We start from the raw sequence: 18,289 nt of genomic DNA, 5'->3' as shown, positions 1-18,289 counted from the left end.
GATCGACAGGCAGCACCCCGGCTCCGACCAAGCTCGTCAACGGCGCCGATCGAGCACCGATCAAGAGGTGGCGCGATCAATACTTCTTGTACGGCAGAAACTTTCCCGACATAACGATATGGACGCGGTCACCGGCCGCGCTCGGCTCGCGTTCGAGCTTCATATTGAAGTCGATCGCCGACATGATGCCGTCGCCGAATTCTTCGTGAATCAGCTCCTTGAACGTCGTGCCGTACACATTGATCAACTCGTAGAAGCGGTAGATCAGCGGGTCGCTCGGTACCGCGGTCGGCAGCGAGCCCTTGTACGGAACGACCTGCAGCAGGGCAACGGCCTCGGCAGGAAGGCCGAAGATGCGGCCGACAGTTGCTGCCTGCTCGTCGTCAAAGCTCATCTGGCCAAGGCACGCGGCGGTGACCCATTCCTTCGACAGAGCAAGCTCCTTCGCCACATCGGCCCACTTGATTCCTCTCTGGATTTTTGCGGCGACGATCATTTCGGTCACTTCGATGCGATTCATGGTCTGGCTCCTGGTTTGCTCGGTTGGCGAGAAGGACTGCGGCTTGAGCCCCTCGCGTTCATAGTTTAAGCAGCATTCGTGCCATGCCGGCCGCGATCGCCGGCGACGGGCGAATTCTCGGCAGCCTGCTGCGCCGCACCAAATGAAAGCGCAATCGCGTCAGGCACGCCCCACGAGAGGGCAGGAATCGGCTTGCGCGGGTCGCCCGGGCGACGCGGAGCATTGTCGGCAGGTCTTGATGTGGCTGGCACGATACGTGCTTTGCCTTGTTCAAGCCAAGCCGATAGCGGCTTGACGCCAGTGCAGCAACGATGCGTCTGCACGGGCGTGCGAATGGATAAAGGCGTCTCGTACCGCGCCAGCGGTGCGAGCTGGCGGGGGACGCCTTTATCGCCAACGCGACCCATCACTCACCCAGGGGAAACATCATGTCCTACCTAGCACCTACAGAGTTCGTCACCAAAATGGTCGACGCCGGCGAAGCCAAGGTCTTCATGTCCACTCGTGACACGCTCGTTCGGGCCTACATGGCCGGCGCCATCCTCGCGCTTGCCGCGGCTTTTGCCATAACCATCAACGTCCAGACCGGCCAGCCACTCGCCGGCGCGATTCTTTTCCCGGTCGGCTTCTGCATCCTGTACCTGCTCGGCTTCGACCTGTTGACCGGGGTGTTCACGCTGTGCCCACTGGCCTTGATCGACAAGCGACCAGGGGTGACCGTGGGCGGCGTTCTGCGTAACTGGGGCCTGGTCTTTGTCGGCAACTTCGCCGGCGCGCTGACCGTCGCGGTGATGATGGCGATCATCTTCACCTACGGCTTCACCACCGAACCCAACATCGTCGGACAGAAAATCGGCGTCATCGGCGAAAGCCGTACGGTCGGCTACGCCGCGCACGGTGCAGCGGGCATGCTGACGCTGTTCGTCCGCGGCGTGCTGTGTAACTGGATGGTTTCCACGGGCGTCGTCGGCGCGATGGTGTCGACCAACGTGTCGGGCAAGGTCCTGGCGATGTGGATGCCGATCATGCTCTTCTTCTACATGGGCTTCGAACACTCGATCGTGAACATGTACCTGTTTCCGTCGGGCCTGATGCTCGGTGGCAACTTCTCGATCTATGACTACATGGTCTGGAACGAGATCCCGACGGTGCTCGGCAACCTGGTCGGTGGCCTGGCCTTTGTCGGCCTGACGCTGTACTCGACGCACGTGCGCACGGCGCCAAAGCGCAACGCCGACTACGCGACGCAGCTGCGCAGCGCCGCCAAGCGCAACGCCGCCTGAGCAGTACTCGGCACGAGCGTCGCGCCGCCGGCGCGGCGCGACGCTCAAACCATCAGCCATGCGCCATGTCCGGTAAACTCACTCTCTCCGTTGGTCAGTACTCCGACCGCGGCCGCAAGGAAATCAATCAGGATTTTCATGGCCTGTGCATCCCTGAAGAACCGCAACTCGGTTCAAAAGGAATCGCCATTGCCATCGCCGATGGCATCAGCAGCAGCGACGTCGGCCACATCGCCAGCGAGTCAGCCGTCAAGAGCTTCCTCGACGACTACTACTGCACCTCGGAAGCCTGGTCGGTCAAGTCGTCGGCGCAGCGGGTGTTGATGGCAACGAACTCCTGGCTGTACTCGCAGAGCCGACAAAGCCAGTACCGCTACGACATGAACCGCGGTTACGTGAGCACGCTCAGCGCGCTGATCATCAAGTCCACCACCGCGCACGTTTTCCACGTCGGCGACAGCCGTGTTTATCGCCTGCGCGACGACACCCTCGAGCAGTTGACCAACGACCACCGCCTGCTTGTTTCAGCGGACAAGAGTTATCTCAGCCGGGCCCTCGGCGTCAGCGAACAACTCGAAATCGACTATCAGGCGCTGCAGATCGAGGAAGGCGATCTGTTCGTCCTGGCGACCGACGGCATCTACGAATTTGCCGCAGCACGATTCATCGTCGCGACCATTGGCCGGTGCCGGGCCGATCTCGACAGCGCCGCCAAATTAATCGCCGATGAAGCCTACGCGCAGGGCAGCCAGGACAATCTGACGATCCAGATCATCGGCATCGAAACGCTGCCCCAGCCGGCGGCCAACGAACTCTACCAGCAGTGGGCCGAGCTGCCGCCGCCGCCCATCCTCGAAGCCAGGATGTCCTTCGACGGCTACCGGATCGTACGCGAGGTCCACGGCAGCAGCCGCAGCCATATTTATCTGGCCGAGGACAGCGACAGCGGCCTACCGGTGATCATCAAAATCCCGTCGATTGACCTGCGCGGCGACCCCGCGTATCTGGAACGGTTCATGCTGGAAGAGTGGATCGCCCGCCGCATCAACAGCGCGCACGTGCTGAAACCCTGCCCGCCGGCGCGCAAACGCAACTACCTCTACGTCGTCACCGAGTACGTCGAAGGCCAGACGCTGGCGCAGTGGCTAGTCGACAATCCCGCTCCCGAACTTGAAACGGTGCGGCGCATCGTCGAACAAATCGCCAGAGGCCTGCTCGCCTTCCATCGGATGGAAATGCTGCACCAGGATCTGCGGCCGAACAACGTCATGATCGACGCATCCGGCACCGTAAAGATCATCGATTTCGGCGCCGCGCGCGTGTCCGGACTCGCCGAAGCGGGCAGCGCAAACGTGCAGCCGCACATTCTCGGGACCGTTCAATATACCGCGCCCGAGTACTTCCTCGGCGAGGCCGGCCGGCCGTGCTCCGACCTCTTCTCGCTTGGCGTCATTGCCTACCAGATGCTCTCGGGACGACTGCCGTACGGCGCCGAGGTGGCAAAATCAAGAACCCGGGCGGCGCAGAGAAAACTGCGCTACCGATCGGTACTCGACGAACAGCGCGAGATCCCGGCCTGGGTCGACGCGACGCTCGCCAAAGCGGTCCACCCGGACCCCAACCAGCGCTACCAGGAACTCTCCGAATTCACCCATGACCTCAGGCACCCCAACCAGGCGCTGCTGGAAGGACGCCCTCCACCGCTGATCGAACGCTACCCGCTGCGCTTCTGGCAGGGCCTGTCGCTCTTGCTGGCGATGATCGTCCTGTTCTTGCTCAGCACGAACACGCTCGTGAAATAGGCGCGTCAACACGCGTCTCGATGCTCCGGCGAGCCACCGCCGACGATCGGCGGCGGCCCAACCGGCGCTCGCCATGGCGAGCGCTGGCCCCGGAACGGGTCGGCGGCGCTAGCGAAGCGGCGCCAGAACGATCGTCGCCAGCGGCGGCACGGTGATCTCCAGCGAGTGCGCACGATTCATCCACGGGATCGATTCGGCAAACAGCACATCCTGCCCATTGCCGATGTTGCTGCCGCCGTAGAAATGCGAATCGGAGTTGAAGATCTCGCTATACGCACCCTCCTCGGGAACGCCGATGCGGTAGCAGCGGCGCGGCACTGGCGTCAGGTTGACAACGACGATCAAGAACTCGGATCCCGCCCGGCGCACGAAGCTGAGTACTGACTGCGCGGAATCGCTACAGTCGATCCAGTCAAAGCCCGTCCACTCGAACTCGTGGGCGTACAGGGGCGCGCTGTTGCGATAAAGATGGTTGAGATCGCTCACCAGCAGTTGCATGCCGGCGTGCAGCGGGTATTCCAGGACGTACCAGTCGAGGACGCCGGCGCTGTTCCATTCCAGCCCCTGGCCGAACTCGGTTCCCATGAACAGCAGCTTCTTGCCGGGGTGCGTGAACATATAGCTGTAGAGCGTGCGCAGGTTGGCGAAGCGTTGCCATTCGTCGCCCGGCATCTTGTTCAGCATCGAGCCTTTGCCGTGCACCACCTCGTCGTGCGAGAACGGCAGCATGAAGTTCTCGGTGAACGAGTAGAGCATGCTGAAAGTCAACAGGTTGTGGTGATACTGTCGATAGATCGGTTCCTGCGCGATATAGCGCAGCGTGTCGTTCATCCAGCCCATGTTCCACTTGATGTCGAAGCCGAGGCCGCCGAGATAGACCGGCCGCGTCACCTGTGGCCACGAGGTCGATTCCTCGGCGATGATCAAGGCACCCGGACATTCGACGTGCGTGACGCTGTTGAGCTCGCGCAGAAAGCCGATCGCCTCGAGGTTCTCGCGGCCGCCGTAGATATTCGGGATCCAGTCCTCACGCGAATAGTCCAGGTACAGCATCGACGCCACGGCATCGACGCGCAAGCCGTCGAGGTGCATCTCGCGCAACCAGTACAGCGCGCTGGCGACGAGGAAGTTTCTGACTTCGTTGCGGCCGAAGTTGAAGATCAGCGTCGACCAATCGAGGTGCTCGCCCTTGCGCGGATCCTCGTGCTCGTACAGCGCGGTGCCGTCGAAACGTGCCAGGGCGAAAGCGTCCTTCGGGAAGTGCGCCGGTACCCAGTCGAGAATCACGCCGATGCCGTGCGCATGCAGGTGGTCGACGAAGAAGCGAAAATCGTCCGGCGTGCCAAAACGGCTGGTCGGCGCGAAATAGCCCGTCGCCTGATAGCCCCACGAGAGGTCGAAGGGGTGCTCGGTGACCGGCAGCAACTCGACGTGCGTGAAGCCCATGCGTAAAACGTAGTCGACGAGTCTGACCGCCAGTTCGCGGTAGTTCAGAAATTCGCCCTCGGGCCCGCGCTGCCACGAGCCCAGATGCACCTCGTAGACCGACATCGGCGAATGCTGCCAGTCCCACTCGGCGCGGCTCGCCATCCACACGCCGTCCTGCCAGACGTGCTCGCTTTCACCGACGACGATTGACGAGGTCTTCGGGCGGGCCTCGAACTGCTGCCCGTAGGGATCGGACTTCAGCAGCACCTCGCCGCTTTGCCGATTCCTGATCTCGAAGCGATAGAACGCCCCCGGTGCAAGATCGGGAATGAAGATCTCCCAGACGCCGCTGCCTGGACGCACACGCATCTGGTGGCGACGACCGTCCCAGCGATTGAAGTCGCCGACGACGCTGACGCGCTCGGCGTTCGGCGCCCAGACGGCGAACAAGACGCCGGCGACGCCGTCCACTTCGCGGCAATTGGCGCCGAGAACCTTGTAGGCGTGGCGGTGATTGCCGGCGCTCAGCAAGTGCAGGTCGAGGTCACCGATCTGCGGTGCGTACGAATAGGGATCGTGGGCAATATGCTGGCGACGTGCATCGTCGAGCCAGATCAGCCGATAGTGCTCCGGAACGTCGCTTGCCGCGCCGCGCCACTTGAAGAAATCGCTTTCACCGACACGTTCCAGCGGCCGATTTCCTTCCAGGATGGATACTTCCACGGCATGCGGAATATAGACGCAGACCTCTACGCCGTCTTCGTTCGGATGTTTGCCGAGCACCTCGAACGGATCGTGATGTCTGGCCTCGATGATCTTGATTTGGCTGTCATTGAGCGTCGGTGCCGTGCTGCGTTCTGCCTGTTTCATATGCCTTCTCTATTTTTGTGTTGACGCCACGGCACGCATGCGGACCGCGGCCAGAAAATGGTGGGGATCGTCTTCTGCGCACGCCAGACTGCGGCGGCGCACGGCGCATGCGCCTTCCCTCGCGCACCCCACACGGCTCGGCAAACAGTCTACTGCGTGGTCATTACGACCACAAGCACGGTATGGACAAAGCGCCAACGCGGCCGCTCACTCTTCGGTGATGACGCCGATCGCGAACCGCTCGGCGTACGCCGACGAGCGAAGAATCGACGCCTGGGCGTGCCGACTGGCCGTTTTCCAGCTAACTGCGCCAGCCGGCGAGGCCGTGCAATTGCCGCCATCCGCGCAAAACACTATGCACCGACGTAGCGCAGCAAAGGCTGCCAAAGCGCACTGGCCAGTGCTTTTCCTTTGCAGCAGGATGGTCAAAAGTCTCCTTAAGTTGTCTTTAAGCGTCCCCGGCGCATGCTCCGGCTTGTCGGAAGGGTGCTGCTGCCGACGACCAGCACCGGAGTTACCAACCCTGGCAGCCGCGGAACTCTTGCGCTCGGATCGCCTCAGTGCGTCGCAGAGCTCTTTTCCCCTGGCCTGGATTGCCCGCCAGAATCGCCATCGATGGCGACCCGGGAATGACAGGGCAATTCCTGGCGGCTCGCCAGCAAGCGCAACCAGCCATCCGGCTGCCGTCATCCCGCCGGCGCGGCTGCCGACAAAGATGAGCAATCACGCCAATTTCTGACCATCAGCACGGACCATGACATGAACAGCCCTGCCCTCGAATTGAGCCACACCAGCAGCCGTGCGCTGACCGTTTTCGACGAACTGCGCCGCTATCTCGATGCTCAGATCATCGGCCAGGAGCGACTCGTCGAGAGTCTACTCATCGCCTTGCTGGCGGACGGCCACCTGCTCGTCGAGGGGCCTCCCGGGCTGGCCAAGACGCGTGCCGTCAAGGCTCTTGCGCACGGCCTGGAGTGCGACTTTCAGCGCGTGCAGTTCACCCCCGACATGTTACCCGCCGACCTTACCGGATCAGACATCTATCGGCCCGAAGAGGGACGTTTCGAATTTCAACGCGGGCCACTGTTCCACAACCTGATTCTGGCCGACGAAATAAATCGCGCGCCGGCCAAGGTGCAGTCGGCGCTTCTCGAAGCCATGGCCGAGCGCCAGATCAGCGTCGGCGCGGCGACCTATTCGCTACCCGGCCTGTTCCTGGTGATGGCCACGCAAAACCCGATCGAGCATGAAGGTACCTATCCCTTGCCGGAAGCTCAGCTCGACCGCTTCATGCTGCACACCCTGGTCGACTATCCGGATCGCGCCAATACCCTGCGCATCATGGAATTGGCGCGCCGCGAAGCGCTCGCGGGCCGCGAGCTACCCCCGCCAGCGCATTCGCTGCCTCTTGATGCCGTCTTCACGGCACGTCGCGAAGCCTTGAATCTGACCCTCGCCGCGTCGGTCGCCGAGTACATTGCGGCGCTCGTCGATGCCACCCGCAGGCCTCAGCCCTACAGCGACAAACTGGCCGGCTGGCTGCGCTGGGGAGCCAGTCCGCGCGCGGCAATGGCCATCGAACGCGGCTCGCGCGCGCTCGCCTGGCTCGATGGTCGCGACTACGTCAGCCCTGAAGACGTCCTGACGATCGCTCCCGATGCTCTGCGCCACCGCCTGCTGCTCGACTACACGGCACAGGCGCGCGGTGTCACCGCGCAGGATTGCATTGACGAACTGCTGCGTCAGGTGCCGGCGCCATGATCATCCCCGATCTCGCGGAACTGGCTGCCCTGCGCGGCGCCGCACGGGGCCTCAGTTTGCACGCTCGCCGACCGGCGCTGGCGCAGTTGCGAGGCGGACATCGCAGCGCGCAGCGCGGCCGCGGCCTGGAATTCGAAGAGGTCCGTCTCTACGCGCCGGGTGACGACGCACGCGCCATCGACTGGCGCGTGAGCGCACGCCGTGGGCGACTGCACACCAAGTTGTTCGGCGAGGAACGCGAACGTCCGGTGTGGCTGGTCGCCGATCTGCATGCCGGTCTCTTCTTCGGCAGCCAGCGGCAACTCAAGTCGGCATTGCTGCTGCGCGCCGCCGCCTTGCTCGGCTGGGTGGCGGCGCTGGGCGGTGACCGCGTTGGCGCGGTTATCGCAAAGGCCGACGCGGCGGCGCCGAGAATTTTGCCAGCACGTGCGCGCGAAGCCGGCGTCTTGCCGATCCTCGAAGCGCTGGTAGAGGCGCAACCGCGCGCGCCCGGATCGCCGGCCGGCGAGGGCTTGCGCGCGGCGCTCTCGACACTTTGCCCGCTGCTCAAGCCGGGCAGTTTGATCCTGCTGTTGAGCGATTTCGCAACACTCGACGCGACCACCAACGATCTCCTGGCCGCCACCAGCGCGCACAACGACATTCGCCTGCTGTGGATCATCGATTCGCTGGAAAGGGACGGGCTGCCCGCCGGCAACTATCGCGTCGGTCTGCCCGGGCGCTTGTGGTGGTTGGACGGCGAACGCTGTCGCCGCGCGTGGCAAGACGTCTGGCGGGCCCGTGACGAACACTTGACGAACGTCTGCACGCGCCTGCATCTGCCGCTCAATCGCCTGCTGACGCACGCTGATGTGCTCGAAACCCTGGTCCCCCTGTTGCGGGAAGCGTCATGAGTGACGCCAAGGCCGACTGGCTCGCGCAACTGGCGCCCGCGCATGCGCCACCTGCCGCCGGCTGGTGGCCTCTGGCACCCGGCTGGTGGGGCGTGGCCTTCTTGACACTGATCAGCATCGCCGCAATCGCCTACTGGCAAACCCGTCCACCCGTTCGCCGGCGCCGTCTGGCGCTGCGCGAACTACAGCGGCTCGCAGCCCTGGCGAGCGACGATCAGGCCCTGGCGAACGGCATCGAAAGCCTGTTGCGGCGCTACGCGCTGGCGCGCTTTGGACGCACCGCCGTCGCCGGCCTCAGCGGCGAGGGCTGGATCAGCTTTGTCGTTGCGCACGGCGGCCGGGCCTGGGCTGGAGGCGCCGGCAGCCTTCTCCTTCGTGCCGCCTGGGGCGGCCCGGTCGAGGCCGATCGCAGCGCCTGGCTGAGCGGTGCGCGCGGCTTTCTGAGGGCACGCAAATGATTCACCTTGCCTGGCCGTGGATGTTCCTCGCCCTGCCCCTGCCATGGCTGCTCGCACGCCTTCTGCCGGCGGTCGAAGCGCGCGGCGATGCGCTGTTTCTGCCCTTCGCGGCCAGTGTCACGGCGGCAGGCGCGCCGCACCTGGCGGCTCGTCCGCGCGCTCGCCAGTTGCTCTTTGCGCTGCTCTGGCTATTGCTGGTTGCGGCAGCCGTGCGTCCACAGTGGCTGGGCGATCCCTTGCCGGTGCCAAGCAGCGGCCGGCGCCTGCTGTTGGCGGTCGATGTTTCCGGGTCGATGGCGACCCCCGACATGGCCGGCAAGGCGTCCCGCCTTGATGTCGTGCAGGCGGTTGCCGGCGAGTTCATCGGCCGTCGCCATGGCGACCAGCTTGGCCTGATCCTGTTTGGTACACGCCCCTACCTGCAAGCGCCGATCACTGCCGACCTGCGCACGGTCGACGAGTTCCTGCAGCAAGCGGTCGTCGGCATCGCCGGCACCGAGACCGCCATTGGCGACGCCATCGGGCTGGCGATCAAGCGCCTGCACACCAGCGCGGCGGCGGCGACAGAATCCAGCAACGCCGCGAATTCCGAAAAGAACTCGTCAGAACACGGCGAAACCGTGCTCATCCTGTTGACCGACGGCGCCAACAACGCCGGCCTGATGGATCCGATCGCGGCGGCGAGAATGGCGGCCGATGCCGCTCTGCGCATCTATACCATTGGTGTTGGCGCCGCTGCGCAGGCCGGGTTCTTTGGCGCGAGAGGCAACAACGACCTGGACGAAGACACGCTCAAGTCGATTGCCGAGATCACGCACGGCGAGTATTTCCGCGCCACCGACGCCGACGCCCTGGCGAAGGTCTACGCGCGCATCGACCAGCTCGAGCCAAGCGCCGGACGCGAACAGTGGCTTCGCCCGCAGCGCGACCTGTTTCCCTGGCCGCTGGCGTTTGCCCTGCTCTTCAGCCTGCCCGCCGTTTTTATTCGGGAGCGGCCATGACGGGCGGCGAAACGATCAGCGACTTTGTGCACGCCTTGCATTTCCTACGCCCGCAATGGCTGCTGGCTTTGCCGCTGCTGTGGGGCATGGTGCTCTGGCTGGCGCGGCGACAGCAGCAGCTTCGGGACTGGGCCGGGCTGATCGATCCGCAACTCTTGCCGAAGCTGCGCCTGGCGACCGCCGGTCGCGCTGCACGGTCGCCCTGGCCGTGGCTTGCTCTGGGGTGGACACTGGCGGCTATCGCCCTGTCGGGCCCCAGCTGGCAGCGCCTGCAAACCCGTGCCTATGACGCGCCGGCGGCGTGGGTGATGGTGCTCGACCTGTCGCCATCGATGACGGCTTCCGACCTCGCGCCGAACCGCATCACGCGCGCACGCTACGCGCTGGAGGACATTCTCGCTTCGGCACACGACGCGCGCGTCGCTCTGGTCGTTTTCAGCGACGAAGCCTACGCCGTGACGCCGCTGACCAACGACGTGACGACGGTAAGAGCGCTTCTGCCACCGCTGCAGCCGGAGATCCTGCCCAGCGTCGGCGACCATCTCGCCCCGGCACTCGACGAGGCGGAAAAACTGCTCGATCAGCCCGGTTTGACAGATCGTCGAATCGTGCTTGTCAGTGACGGCTTCGCTGACCCTGCCGCAGCCATGGCCGCCGCCGCAAGGATCAGGGCGCACGGCATCACACTCAGTGTCGTCGGTGTCGGTACCCCAGGCGGCGCGCCTCTGCCTGATGTGGACGGGCACTTCAGCCACGATGCGCAAGGACACGCGCAAGTGACACGCCTCGATGTCGAGCGCCTGCGACAGCTTGCCGCCATCGGCGGCGGCCACTACGCCGACCTGGCTCAACTCCCCGAACTGACGGCCGCGCTGCAGAAATCGACCCAGCGCGTGCACGGTGAAAGTTCGACCGACGGCGTCGAAATTGCCGATTGGCATGACGGGGGCGTCTGGCTCCTGCCCGTGCTACTTCTCGTGGCGGCTTTTCTGGCACGCAGGGGCTGGCTATGAAGCACAAGGGATTTGTCGTGTTCGTCATCGTGCTGCTCTGCTCGGCGCTCACCGCGCCCCCCGTCGAGGCGGCTGAAGCTGGCGGCTGGACGAGCTGGTGGCTCAACGCCGAGCAGCGCGGCGAGAAGCTGCTGCAAGAGGGCGACGCCGCCGCCGCGGCCCGGACGTTCACCGATCCGCAGCGCAAGGCCTATGCAAAATTGCTTGCCGGCGACTACCAGCACGCGGCACAGGAGCTGCGCGCCTTCGATGACGGCGACGCGCACTACAATCGTGGCAACGCATTGGCGCACGCGGGCAGACTGCAGGACGCGCTGCAAGCATACGACCTGGCGCTGAAACGTGAACCGAAGAACCAGGACGCGCGCCATAACCGCGACCTGGTCGCCAAGGCGCTCGAGCAGAAACCGCCTGAACAACAGGGTGCCGGCGCTGGCCAGAAGAATCCTCAGGACGCAAAGAGTCCCGATAAGCAGGGAAGTGGCCAGGGTGACTCTTCGCCCGCGCCGGGCCAGAAAGGCAAAGCAGACGCGCCGCCCGGGAAGAACCCAAACGACAAGGGCGAGAACTCGGAGCAGCCATCAGCGCGGGACTCGGTTCAGCCGGGTAACGAACAATCGTCCGCGAAGCAGCCCGAGAAGCCGTCCGCTTCGTCGCCTGCGACCAACGCCACGCCATCGGAAATGGGGGGGAAAAGCAAACCACGCTCTGCTGCGGACGAGCAGGCGGCTAGCGATCGGTCCGCAAAGGACAAGCAAGCGCCTGGCGGCGTTGGCGAAAAGCAAGGGCAAACACAACAAGGCGCGCGAGTGCAGGCGCAAAAAGCCGACGATGCCGAGCAGGCCCGCCACGACGCTGCGGCCGGCCTGGCACAGCCGCCCGCAGGCCAGGCCAGCGCAGTGGCTAGCGGCAAGGATCTTGAAGCTCGCCGCGAAGTGCCAGCAGCCAAGGCTCGCCCCAGTGAGCAGCAGCTTGCGCAGGAGCAATGGTTGCGCAGCATCCCCGACGATCCGGGCGGACTGCTGCGGCGCAAGTTTCTCGTCGAACACCTGCAGAGACAACAGAAGTCACAACCATGAAAAACGTCCACCGCCTTCTTTTCGCCGTGCTCGCGCTGCTCGCTATCGCTACGAGCCTTTCGGCATTCGCCGCCGTGACGGCCTCGCTGGATCGTGACCATATCGCGCCAGGTGAAAGCGTGCGTCTGCTCGTTCAACGCGATGAGCGCAGCAACACCCAGCCGGACATCAGCGTTCTCAGCGACGACTTCGACGTGCTTGCGAGGAGCACGGGGACGAGCGTCCAGATCATCAACGGCCACCTCAGCTCGCGCACCCAGGTCAACCTGCTTCTCGCCCCGAAACATGCAGGAACGCTACGCATACCGCCGCTGCAATGGGATGGCGAGCAATCGCCAGCGCTTGCCGTGACCGTCGACGGCAACGGCAAGGCGAACGCTTCGCAGGGATTGGGGGGAGCGGCGCCGGATCAAACGCAGGCGGCGTCATCGCCTGTTCTGCTTGGCGCGACGCTGGACCGCAAGCAGACGTGGGTGCAGGCCGTCGCCGTGCTGACCGTGCGGCTGGCGAGCGCTGAAGCGCTCTATGAGGCCAGCCTCGATCTGCCCGCCAGCAAGGATTTTCTCGTCCGGCAACTCGGCAAGGACGTGCAAACGAGCGAATCACGAAATGGCCGCAGTTACGTCGTCGTCGAACGTAAGTACCTGCTTTTCCCACAGCGTAGCGGCCAGCTCAAGGTCGATGGCGTAGTGCTCGACGCTCAGATTGCCGATCGCAGCGCGGACAACTTTGGCGGCGATACCTTGTTCGGCGGCGCATTCGGGCGTTTGCCTCTAGCCGGGATGCGACAGCCGACGCGCCCATTGCGCGTGCATGCCGACGCCGTCGAGTTGACGGTGCTCGCGCGTCCGGCGGCGGCAACTGCCGCTCACTGGCTGCCGGCCCAGGCCGTGCGCCTGACCGAGAGTTGGCGACCCGACAACCCGGCTATCCATGTCGGGGAACCGCTCACCCGGCATCTTCATCTCGCTGCCAGCGGCCTGACAGCAGCCCAGCTACCGGACCTTGCAGCGATTATGCCCGTAGTGGACGGCATCAGGGCCTACCCGGACCAGGGCACGCTCGACGATCAACCCCAGGGCAATTCCGTACTCGGTAGCCGCGACCAGGATATCGCGCTGATCGCCAGTCGCCCCGGCCGCTATACACTGCCCGCCCTGCGGCTGGCCTGGTGGGACACCGAACATGGCACGCAACGTGAGGTCGCGCTGCCGGAGCGAACGCTGGAGGTCTTGCCGGCGCCTGCCGACAGCGTCGAGCTGGCGAAGCCATTGACCAAGACGAGCACGCCATCGCCAGCACCGATGCCGGCGCCGTTCGATCTGCAGCCTGGCGCAGTCGCCGCGAATCTCGAGTTCGCCGCCCACTCTCCCTGGCCGTGGATCAGCCTTGTCGTCGGTCTGCTCTGGTTGGCGACATTGCTCGCCTGGTGGTACTCGCGTCACCGTCAGCCTCGCCCGTCGCCGCGCGAAACCACGAAGGCGGTCAGTAGCTCGACGATTCCCGCCGCACACGCGTTCAAGGCTTTTCGGAAAGCGTGCCAGGAAAACGATCCGCAAGCGGCACGCGCAGCCTTGCTGAACTGGGCCGCAGGCGCTCGACCGCAGCAGCCGCCGCAGGGGCTCAAGGCGCTGGCGCTGCTGCTCAAGGACCCCGCGATCGGCGACGCGCTGCAACAACTCGATCGATGCTGTTACGCGGGCGGTGAATGGGAGGGCAAACTTCTCGCCACAATCCTGCCTACGCCACGGCCGCTGGCGGCCGCAAAAGCCTCGGAAGCGATATTGCCCGGGTTGTATCCATAGCTGGCGCGACACCGCCAGCGCTTGAGCTGCCGACGGTTTTCCGGGTTACGATTGGCATCTGCGCGATCTCGCCGAGCATGCCTATGCGAGACTCTTCCCGCGGATAACGGCCCAGCCTGCACCGCCCCCAAGTAAAAGCTTTGCTGCTGGTTAATGGAAGAATAGAGAATGCATGACATTGCGCAGTCGGAAGCATGGCTTTCCAGCGAATTCGCTCGCCTCCTTCACTGGCTTGAGCAGGATATTCTTGTGTGGAGTACAGTCGAACAGCTTAGTATCGTCCTGACACTATTGCTTGTCGCCAGGATTGTTGCACGCCGAAGTGCGGATTGGTTTGAAGGCGCCTTCAAGAGAAGCGGCAGGAAGAGCATTATCAGGCTCCATGTATCGAGCCATGAATTGTTTTTCGTCCTTTTCGTTATCTTGTTCATCTGGCTGGCGCTGACTGGCGCGAGAGCCGCGGCGCAACCGCATCAAATCTTGCGGATGTTCTTGAGCCTGGCCGTTGCCTGGGGAATCATCCGATTTTCGTCCAGCACCATTCAGAACCCCTTCTGGTCGCAACTGCTTGCCGGCACGCTGTGGACGCTGGCAGCGCTCAACATTATCGACTGGCTTGACCCATCTCGTTATACACAACTCACTCAGCATAACGTGGCCGCCCGATGTGCCCTGACAAATAGTTGACTGATTTTGTCTGGTATACCCCTTGCTTTCCCTTTCCCATTTTCATAAGGATCGGGCGATGGCAAACTGGGCGGGAGACGAATTTGGCGGGGCTGAACTGGGGGACGGACGTCTGAGACGGAGGCTAATCAAACTGGCGACACGCTTTGCAGAGCAGCCGACGGCGAGCATACCAGGCGCCTGTGGGGATTGGGCGGAGACTGTGGCGGCGTACCGTTTCTTCGATCAGGCCCACGCTGGCAAGCGCGGGTTGAACTGGCAATCGATCCTGCAACCGCACATGGATTGCAGCCAAAGGCGCATGGCACAACACCCGGTGGTGTTGTGCCTTCAGGACACCACCGAACTGGACTTCAACGGTCAGGAGATCGAAGGACTCGGGCCGCTCTCGTACGAAGCCCAGCGCGGCATGTATCTGCACCCGACCTATGCGGTGACCCCGGAACGTGAACCGCTCGGGGTGATCGACGCCTGGATGTGGGCGAGAGAAGCGAAAGCGGCCGACGGAAGCCGGCCGGGCATCAGCGAGAGCACGCGCTGGATTGAAGGCTACGAGCGGGTCGCCGAAACCGCGGCGGGGATGCCACAAACGCGATTGGTCTATGTGGCCGACCGCGAAGCGGACATCGTCGGCCTGATGCAGCGCGCCCAGGCGTTGGGAACGCCGGCCGACTGGCTGATTCGCGCCAAACACAACCGCTGTTTGCCGCAAGGCGGCAAACTGTGGGCGGCAACTCTTGCCGAAGCGCCCCTCGGCGAGATCGAATTCACTCTGGCATCGCGGCACGGGCAGCCAAAACGGATCGTGCGCCAGCAGTTGCGAAGCCATGCGGTCGACCTCCCGGCTCGTGACACGGACGGCCGCCACATCAGAGTGACCTGCCTGATCGCCACGGAAATCGGGGCGCCCGCCGGCTGCAAGCCGGTCGAATGGCGCTTGCTGACCAATCGTAAAGTTGCCGATCTTGAGGCGGCCGTCGAATTGATCGACTGGTATCGCTGCCGCTGGGAGATCGAAACCTTGTTCCATGTGCTCAAGAACGGCTGCCGGGTCGAGGCCTTGCAACTGGGCAGCCAGAGCAAGCTGGAACTGGCTCTGGCGGTCTATCTGGTTGTTTCCTGGCGCCTTGCCCGCCTGATCCGCCTGGGACGCATCCACCCGCAGTGGCCTGCCGATCTGCTCTTCTCCGAAACGGAATGGGCCGGCGCCTTTATCCTCAACAAGAAGAAACCACCGAAGAAGGTGCCGAGCATTCGCGAGGTCATCCGTTTGATCGCGCAGCTCGGCGGATTCCTCGCCCGCAAGGGCGACGGCGAACCCGGCGTCAAATCCCTCTGGCTCGGCATCCAGCGCTTGCGTGATTTCGTCTCCGGCGTAGAGCATATGCGCGAGCTCCGTCATGTCATGTGAGTTGTGTATAACGGGATGGGTTTGGAGAGAGTTCGGTGGATCACGAAATACGTTTGTGGATCAACGATCCGCAAGAAGGAATTTCCACTGTCAAGAGTGCCATTTATTACCATATCTGGGAATTATTCAAGGAAAACAATATCGTGATTCCCTTCCCGCAGCGCGATATTCATCTGAAAGCTGAACACTGCACAGCGCTGACGCGCGGCCTGCAACAGGGTGGTCTGCGCTAGGCCAAGGCCCGGCATGGAGCAGGAAGATGTAGATCCCGGCAGGGAGACAGCCGGCAAGGTAGGAATATAGTAGGCGGCGGGATTTTGGCACAGGGCCTCCGCACTCGGCTGTCATAGCGGTGTGAGGCCCAGCATCGTCATCCGGACATCGTCATCCCAAGCAGCTCCTTTGCGCTTCAAGCGTAAGCTGGCTTTAGTCTTGTCGGTCGTATCCAGACGAATCAGGTTGAGAACGATTTTCTTCAAGAGGGAGAGGTTCTGTGGGGCGTTATCCTTGCGTACAGTGCTGGCATCTTCACGAAAGCTGACGTCGAGCACCCAGTGAAGGCGGTTTTCTACGCCCCAATGGCCTCGCACCGCGGCCGCCAGCTCTTCGGCGGTCAAGGCACGAGAACTGATGTAGTAGCGTCGCTCGAAGTTCGATTCCTTGTCGCCAACCTTGCGCAGGGAGTCGACCAGGCCGATCGTCTGGCACTTCGGCCAATCGGCCAGATCAACGAGTCCTTGCGCAGGCAAGACCGAGGCGATCTGTCCGACGATTCGACCATGGGACTTGCGGGCCTGACGGTGGCGATCAACGGCCTCGGATTGATACTGGTCGATGAACTCGGTCTCGATGGCTTCCAGCAACGTCGGCTGGTTGCCTTTGACCGCCAGCAGGTAGTCGCCGCCTTGATCCGTGATCTGCCGGGCGATAGTTTTCTGGCAGCCCATGGCGTCGATGGTGACCAGCAACCCATTGATATACAGTGCCTTGAGCAGTTCCGGGATGGCGGTGATCTCATTACTCTTGCTGGCGACCTTTTCCTGACCGAGGACAATACCCAATTCCGTAGCGAAGGCGCTGACCATGTGAATCGCGGTTTCGCCACCACTGCCGGAACCTCGCACCGTCTTGCCATCGAACGCGACGCTGCCTCGCAAGGCGCCGACCACCCCGGCCACCCAGCGGCGAAACGCGACCTCAAATTGCTTCGGGTCAAGCGCTCGGAACACCCGCAGAAACGTCTCCGTGGAGGGAACCCCGTTCTTGAGCACCAGGAATTCACGCAGCCATTTTTCTTTCCGGCGCCCCCAGTAGGCGATGTCTTCGATGGTGTCACAATCCGAGAGTGCCCCTGCCATGGCAATCACCAAAATCTCCTGGAAGTCATGCAGCGTCCCGTTGCTGGGTCTGCGCGGGTCGTCCACTTCCCTCAAGCAGCACATCAGGCTCACTCCCGTCGTCACAGTCATTTCGGTTGTCCAAAAGACGAGAGTAGACCTGATTTCAACAGGGTTTACAAGTGGTTGTCATAAGCCCATGAATGTTAACGATTTTCCGCTGATCGAGTATGACAACAAGCACTATGCTATCCGAGTGCGGAGGCACTGGATGTAGATCCCGGCAGGGAGACAGCCAGCAAGGTAGGAATATAGTAGGCGGCGGGATTTTGGCAGTAGTACCAGTACTGCGCTGGCGCGCCCTGCCCGGGAATCACGACCAGCGGCGGCGGCTGCGGATCCGGATACGGTTCACGGCGTGCCGGGTAGAAGTACCAGGTTCCGGCCACCATCCACCACCAAGCGCGACGTCATTGACGGCAAAAAAACAGCAGCAGCGCCTGCGCGCGATTCCAGCTTCGCCATCACCGGCCCATCAGTCACGCTTGCGGCGATTGGCCGTCCGCCAGTGACGCGCGCCGTACCAAACCAGCGTGCTGGCGGCGGCGATCAGCAGCGCCTTGAGCAGCTCCGTCTCGCCGACGCTGAGAACGTCCCAAGCAACGATGCCAACAAAGATCCCAACACCCTCGGCCGCTGGAAAGGAGACGGGCGGTTCCGCCAAAACGCTCAGCTGCCGGCGTGCGCGCGGTGTGATGGATCGCCGCTGGCGCCTTCGCAGGCGTCATCACCCGCGCGCTGGTGCGCGCTGACGATGTCGTCAGCAGCAAAGAAATGTTCGCGGGTGGCAGCCAGAAACTGCTCGCAAGTCCTTGTAAATTCGCTCATCGTCTTCCTCCATTATTGTTCTTTGGGACAGCGGGCGATGATAGAGGTGACGC

17 protein-coding genes and 1 pseudogene are annotated in these 18,289 nt (G+C 63.3%); 12 read left to right on the top strand and 6 right to left on the bottom strand.

The window, feature by feature from the left end:
- Window positions 1–76: 76 nt before the first annotated feature.
- Window positions 77–520 (bottom strand): cyanase, encoded by a 444-nt coding sequence (gene cynS, locus QZ656_RS09075; protein ID WP_291993074.1) that lies wholly within the window; start codon window positions 518–520, stop codon window positions 77–79.
- A gap of 428 nt (window positions 521–948) precedes the next feature.
- Between cynS and QZ656_RS09070 the strand changes: the two genes are divergently transcribed.
- On the top strand, window positions 949–1,803 hold the full coding sequence (locus QZ656_RS09070; RefSeq protein WP_291993073.1) for a formate/nitrite transporter family protein: 855 nt from the start codon (window positions 949–951) through the stop codon (window positions 1,801–1,803).
- A 65-nt stretch (window positions 1,804–1,868) separates the two neighbouring features.
- Entirely contained in the window at window positions 1,869–3,605 is a 1,737-nt protein-coding gene (locus QZ656_RS09065; protein WP_291993072.1) for a bifunctional protein-serine/threonine kinase/phosphatase, read from the top strand.
- A 108-nt stretch (window positions 3,606–3,713) separates the two neighbouring features.
- On the opposite strand, the gene glgB is transcribed toward QZ656_RS09065, so the two are convergent.
- Together glgB and QZ656_RS09055 are read right to left on the bottom strand one after the other, a co-directional pair.
- Complete coding sequence (gene glgB / locus QZ656_RS09060; RefSeq protein ID WP_291993071.1) at window positions 3,714–5,903, bottom strand: 1,4-alpha-glucan branching protein GlgB; 2,190 nt, start codon at window positions 5,901–5,903, stop codon at window positions 3,714–3,716.
- A gap of 207 nt (window positions 5,904–6,110) precedes the next feature.
- Window positions 6,111–6,626 (bottom strand): hypothetical protein, encoded by a 516-nt coding sequence (locus tag QZ656_RS09055; protein WP_291993070.1) that lies wholly within the window; start codon window positions 6,624–6,626, stop codon window positions 6,111–6,113.
- 36 nt (window positions 6,627–6,662) lie between these two features.
- Between QZ656_RS09055 and QZ656_RS09050 the strand changes: the two genes are divergently transcribed.
- From QZ656_RS09050 to QZ656_RS09005, 10 genes and pseudogenes are all read left to right on the top strand, one after another.
- Window positions 6,663–7,664, top strand: a complete 1,002-nt coding sequence (locus QZ656_RS09050) for an AAA family ATPase (protein ID WP_291993069.1) — start codon at window positions 6,663–6,665, stop codon at window positions 7,662–7,664.
- Window positions 7,661–8,557, top strand: a complete 897-nt coding sequence (locus QZ656_RS09045; RefSeq protein WP_291993068.1) for a DUF58 domain-containing protein — start codon at window positions 7,661–7,663, stop codon at window positions 8,555–8,557. Before QZ656_RS09050 ends, QZ656_RS09045 begins: the two co-directional genes overlap by 4 nt.
- Entirely contained in the window at window positions 8,554–9,015 is a 462-nt protein-coding gene (locus QZ656_RS09040; RefSeq protein ID WP_291993067.1) for a DUF4381 domain-containing protein, read from the top strand. Before QZ656_RS09045 ends, QZ656_RS09040 begins: the two co-directional genes overlap by 4 nt.
- Entirely contained in the window at window positions 9,012–10,016 is a 1,005-nt protein-coding gene (locus QZ656_RS09035) for a VWA domain-containing protein (RefSeq protein ID WP_291993066.1), read from the top strand. Before QZ656_RS09040 ends, QZ656_RS09035 begins: the two co-directional genes overlap by 4 nt.
- Window positions 10,013–11,029: a VWA domain-containing protein gene (locus QZ656_RS09030; RefSeq protein ID WP_291993065.1), complete on the top strand. Its 1,017-nt coding sequence runs from the start codon at window positions 10,013–10,015 to the stop codon at window positions 11,027–11,029. The genes QZ656_RS09035 and QZ656_RS09030 overlap by 4 nt, the downstream gene beginning before the upstream one ends.
- A complete protein-coding gene (locus tag QZ656_RS09025; RefSeq protein ID WP_291993064.1) occupies window positions 11,026–12,108 on the top strand; it encodes a tetratricopeptide repeat protein in 1,083 nt (360 codons plus the stop codon). Before QZ656_RS09030 ends, QZ656_RS09025 begins: the two co-directional genes overlap by 4 nt.
- Entirely contained in the window at window positions 12,105–13,913 is a 1,809-nt protein-coding gene (locus QZ656_RS09020) for a BatD family protein (RefSeq protein ID WP_291993063.1), read from the top strand. Before QZ656_RS09025 ends, QZ656_RS09020 begins: the two co-directional genes overlap by 4 nt.
- Window positions 13,914–14,081: 168 nt before the next feature.
- Window positions 14,082–14,600, top strand: a complete 519-nt coding sequence (locus QZ656_RS09015) for a hypothetical protein (RefSeq protein ID WP_291993062.1) — start codon at window positions 14,082–14,084, stop codon at window positions 14,598–14,600.
- A 58-nt stretch (window positions 14,601–14,658) separates the two neighbouring features.
- Window positions 14,659–16,011: an IS4 family transposase gene (locus QZ656_RS09010; RefSeq protein WP_291991684.1), complete on the top strand. Its 1,353-nt coding sequence runs from the start codon at window positions 14,659–14,661 to the stop codon at window positions 16,009–16,011.
- 26 nt (window positions 16,012–16,037) lie between these two features.
- Window positions 16,038–16,244, top strand: a pseudogene (locus tag QZ656_RS09005) (mechanosensitive ion channel protein MscS); the annotation flags it as partial.
- A gap of 111 nt (window positions 16,245–16,355) precedes the next feature.
- Here the strand turns inward: QZ656_RS09005 and QZ656_RS09000 are convergent.
- From QZ656_RS09000 to QZ656_RS08990, 3 genes are all read right to left on the bottom strand, one after another.
- Window positions 16,356–17,453 carry an ISAs1 family transposase gene (locus QZ656_RS09000; RefSeq protein WP_291993228.1) on the bottom strand — a complete coding sequence of 366 codons (1,098 nt, stop codon included), beginning with the start codon at window positions 17,451–17,453 and terminating at the stop codon, window positions 16,356–16,358.
- Window positions 17,454–17,883: 430 nt separating this feature from the next.
- Window positions 17,884–18,072, bottom strand: a complete 189-nt coding sequence (locus QZ656_RS08995; protein ID WP_291993061.1) for a hypothetical protein — start codon at window positions 18,070–18,072, stop codon at window positions 17,884–17,886.
- A 5-nt stretch (window positions 18,073–18,077) separates the two neighbouring features.
- Window positions 18,078–18,236, bottom strand: a complete 159-nt coding sequence (locus QZ656_RS08990) for a hypothetical protein (RefSeq protein ID WP_291993060.1) — start codon at window positions 18,234–18,236, stop codon at window positions 18,078–18,080.
- Window positions 18,237–18,289: the final 53 nt, after the last annotated feature.

The organism is Candidatus Accumulibacter sp. ACC003 (assembly GCF_907163085.1).
GTDB lineage: Bacteria > Pseudomonadota > Gammaproteobacteria > Burkholderiales > Rhodocyclaceae > Accumulibacter.
The sequence above is the reverse complement of the archived record's forward strand: the minus strand, read 5'-3'. Positions and strand labels throughout refer to the sequence as shown.

Bases quoted from the DNA above. Each gene is read 5' to 3' on its own strand.
- cynS (WP_291993074.1), bottom strand. From the start codon at position 520: ATGAATCGCATCGAAGTGACCGAAATGATCGTCGCCGCAAAAATCCAG.
- QZ656_RS09070 (WP_291993073.1), top strand. From the start codon at position 949: ATGTCCTACCTAGCACCTACAGAGTTCGTCACCAAAATGGTCGACGCC.
- QZ656_RS09065 (WP_291993072.1), top strand. From the start codon at position 1,869: ATGTCCGGTAAACTCACTCTCTCCGTTGGTCAGTACTCCGACCGCGGC.
- glgB (WP_291993071.1), bottom strand. From the start codon at position 5,903: ATGAAACAGGCAGAACGCAGCACGGCACCGACGCTCAATGACAGCCAA.
- QZ656_RS09050 (WP_291993069.1), top strand. From the start codon at position 6,663: ATGAACAGCCCTGCCCTCGAATTGAGCCACACCAGCAGCCGTGCGCTG.
- QZ656_RS09045 (WP_291993068.1), top strand. From the start codon at position 7,661: ATGATCATCCCCGATCTCGCGGAACTGGCTGCCCTGCGCGGCGCCGCA.
- QZ656_RS09040 (WP_291993067.1), top strand. From the start codon at position 8,554: ATGAGTGACGCCAAGGCCGACTGGCTCGCGCAACTGGCGCCCGCGCAT.
- QZ656_RS09035 (WP_291993066.1), top strand. From the start codon at position 9,012: ATGATTCACCTTGCCTGGCCGTGGATGTTCCTCGCCCTGCCCCTGCCA.
- QZ656_RS09030 (WP_291993065.1), top strand. From the start codon at position 10,013: ATGACGGGCGGCGAAACGATCAGCGACTTTGTGCACGCCTTGCATTTC.
- QZ656_RS09025 (WP_291993064.1), top strand. From the start codon at position 11,026: ATGAAGCACAAGGGATTTGTCGTGTTCGTCATCGTGCTGCTCTGCTCG.
- QZ656_RS09020 (WP_291993063.1), top strand. From the start codon at position 12,105: ATGAAAAACGTCCACCGCCTTCTTTTCGCCGTGCTCGCGCTGCTCGCT.
- QZ656_RS09015 (WP_291993062.1), top strand. From the start codon at position 14,082: ATGCATGACATTGCGCAGTCGGAAGCATGGCTTTCCAGCGAATTCGCT.
- QZ656_RS09010 (WP_291991684.1), top strand. From the start codon at position 14,659: ATGGCAAACTGGGCGGGAGACGAATTTGGCGGGGCTGAACTGGGGGAC.
- QZ656_RS09000 (WP_291993228.1), bottom strand. From the start codon at position 17,453: ATGTGCTGCTTGAGGGAAGTGGACGACCCGCGCAGACCCAGCAACGGG.
- QZ656_RS08990 (WP_291993060.1), bottom strand. From the start codon at position 18,236: ATGAGCGAATTTACAAGGACTTGCGAGCAGTTTCTGGCTGCCACCCGC.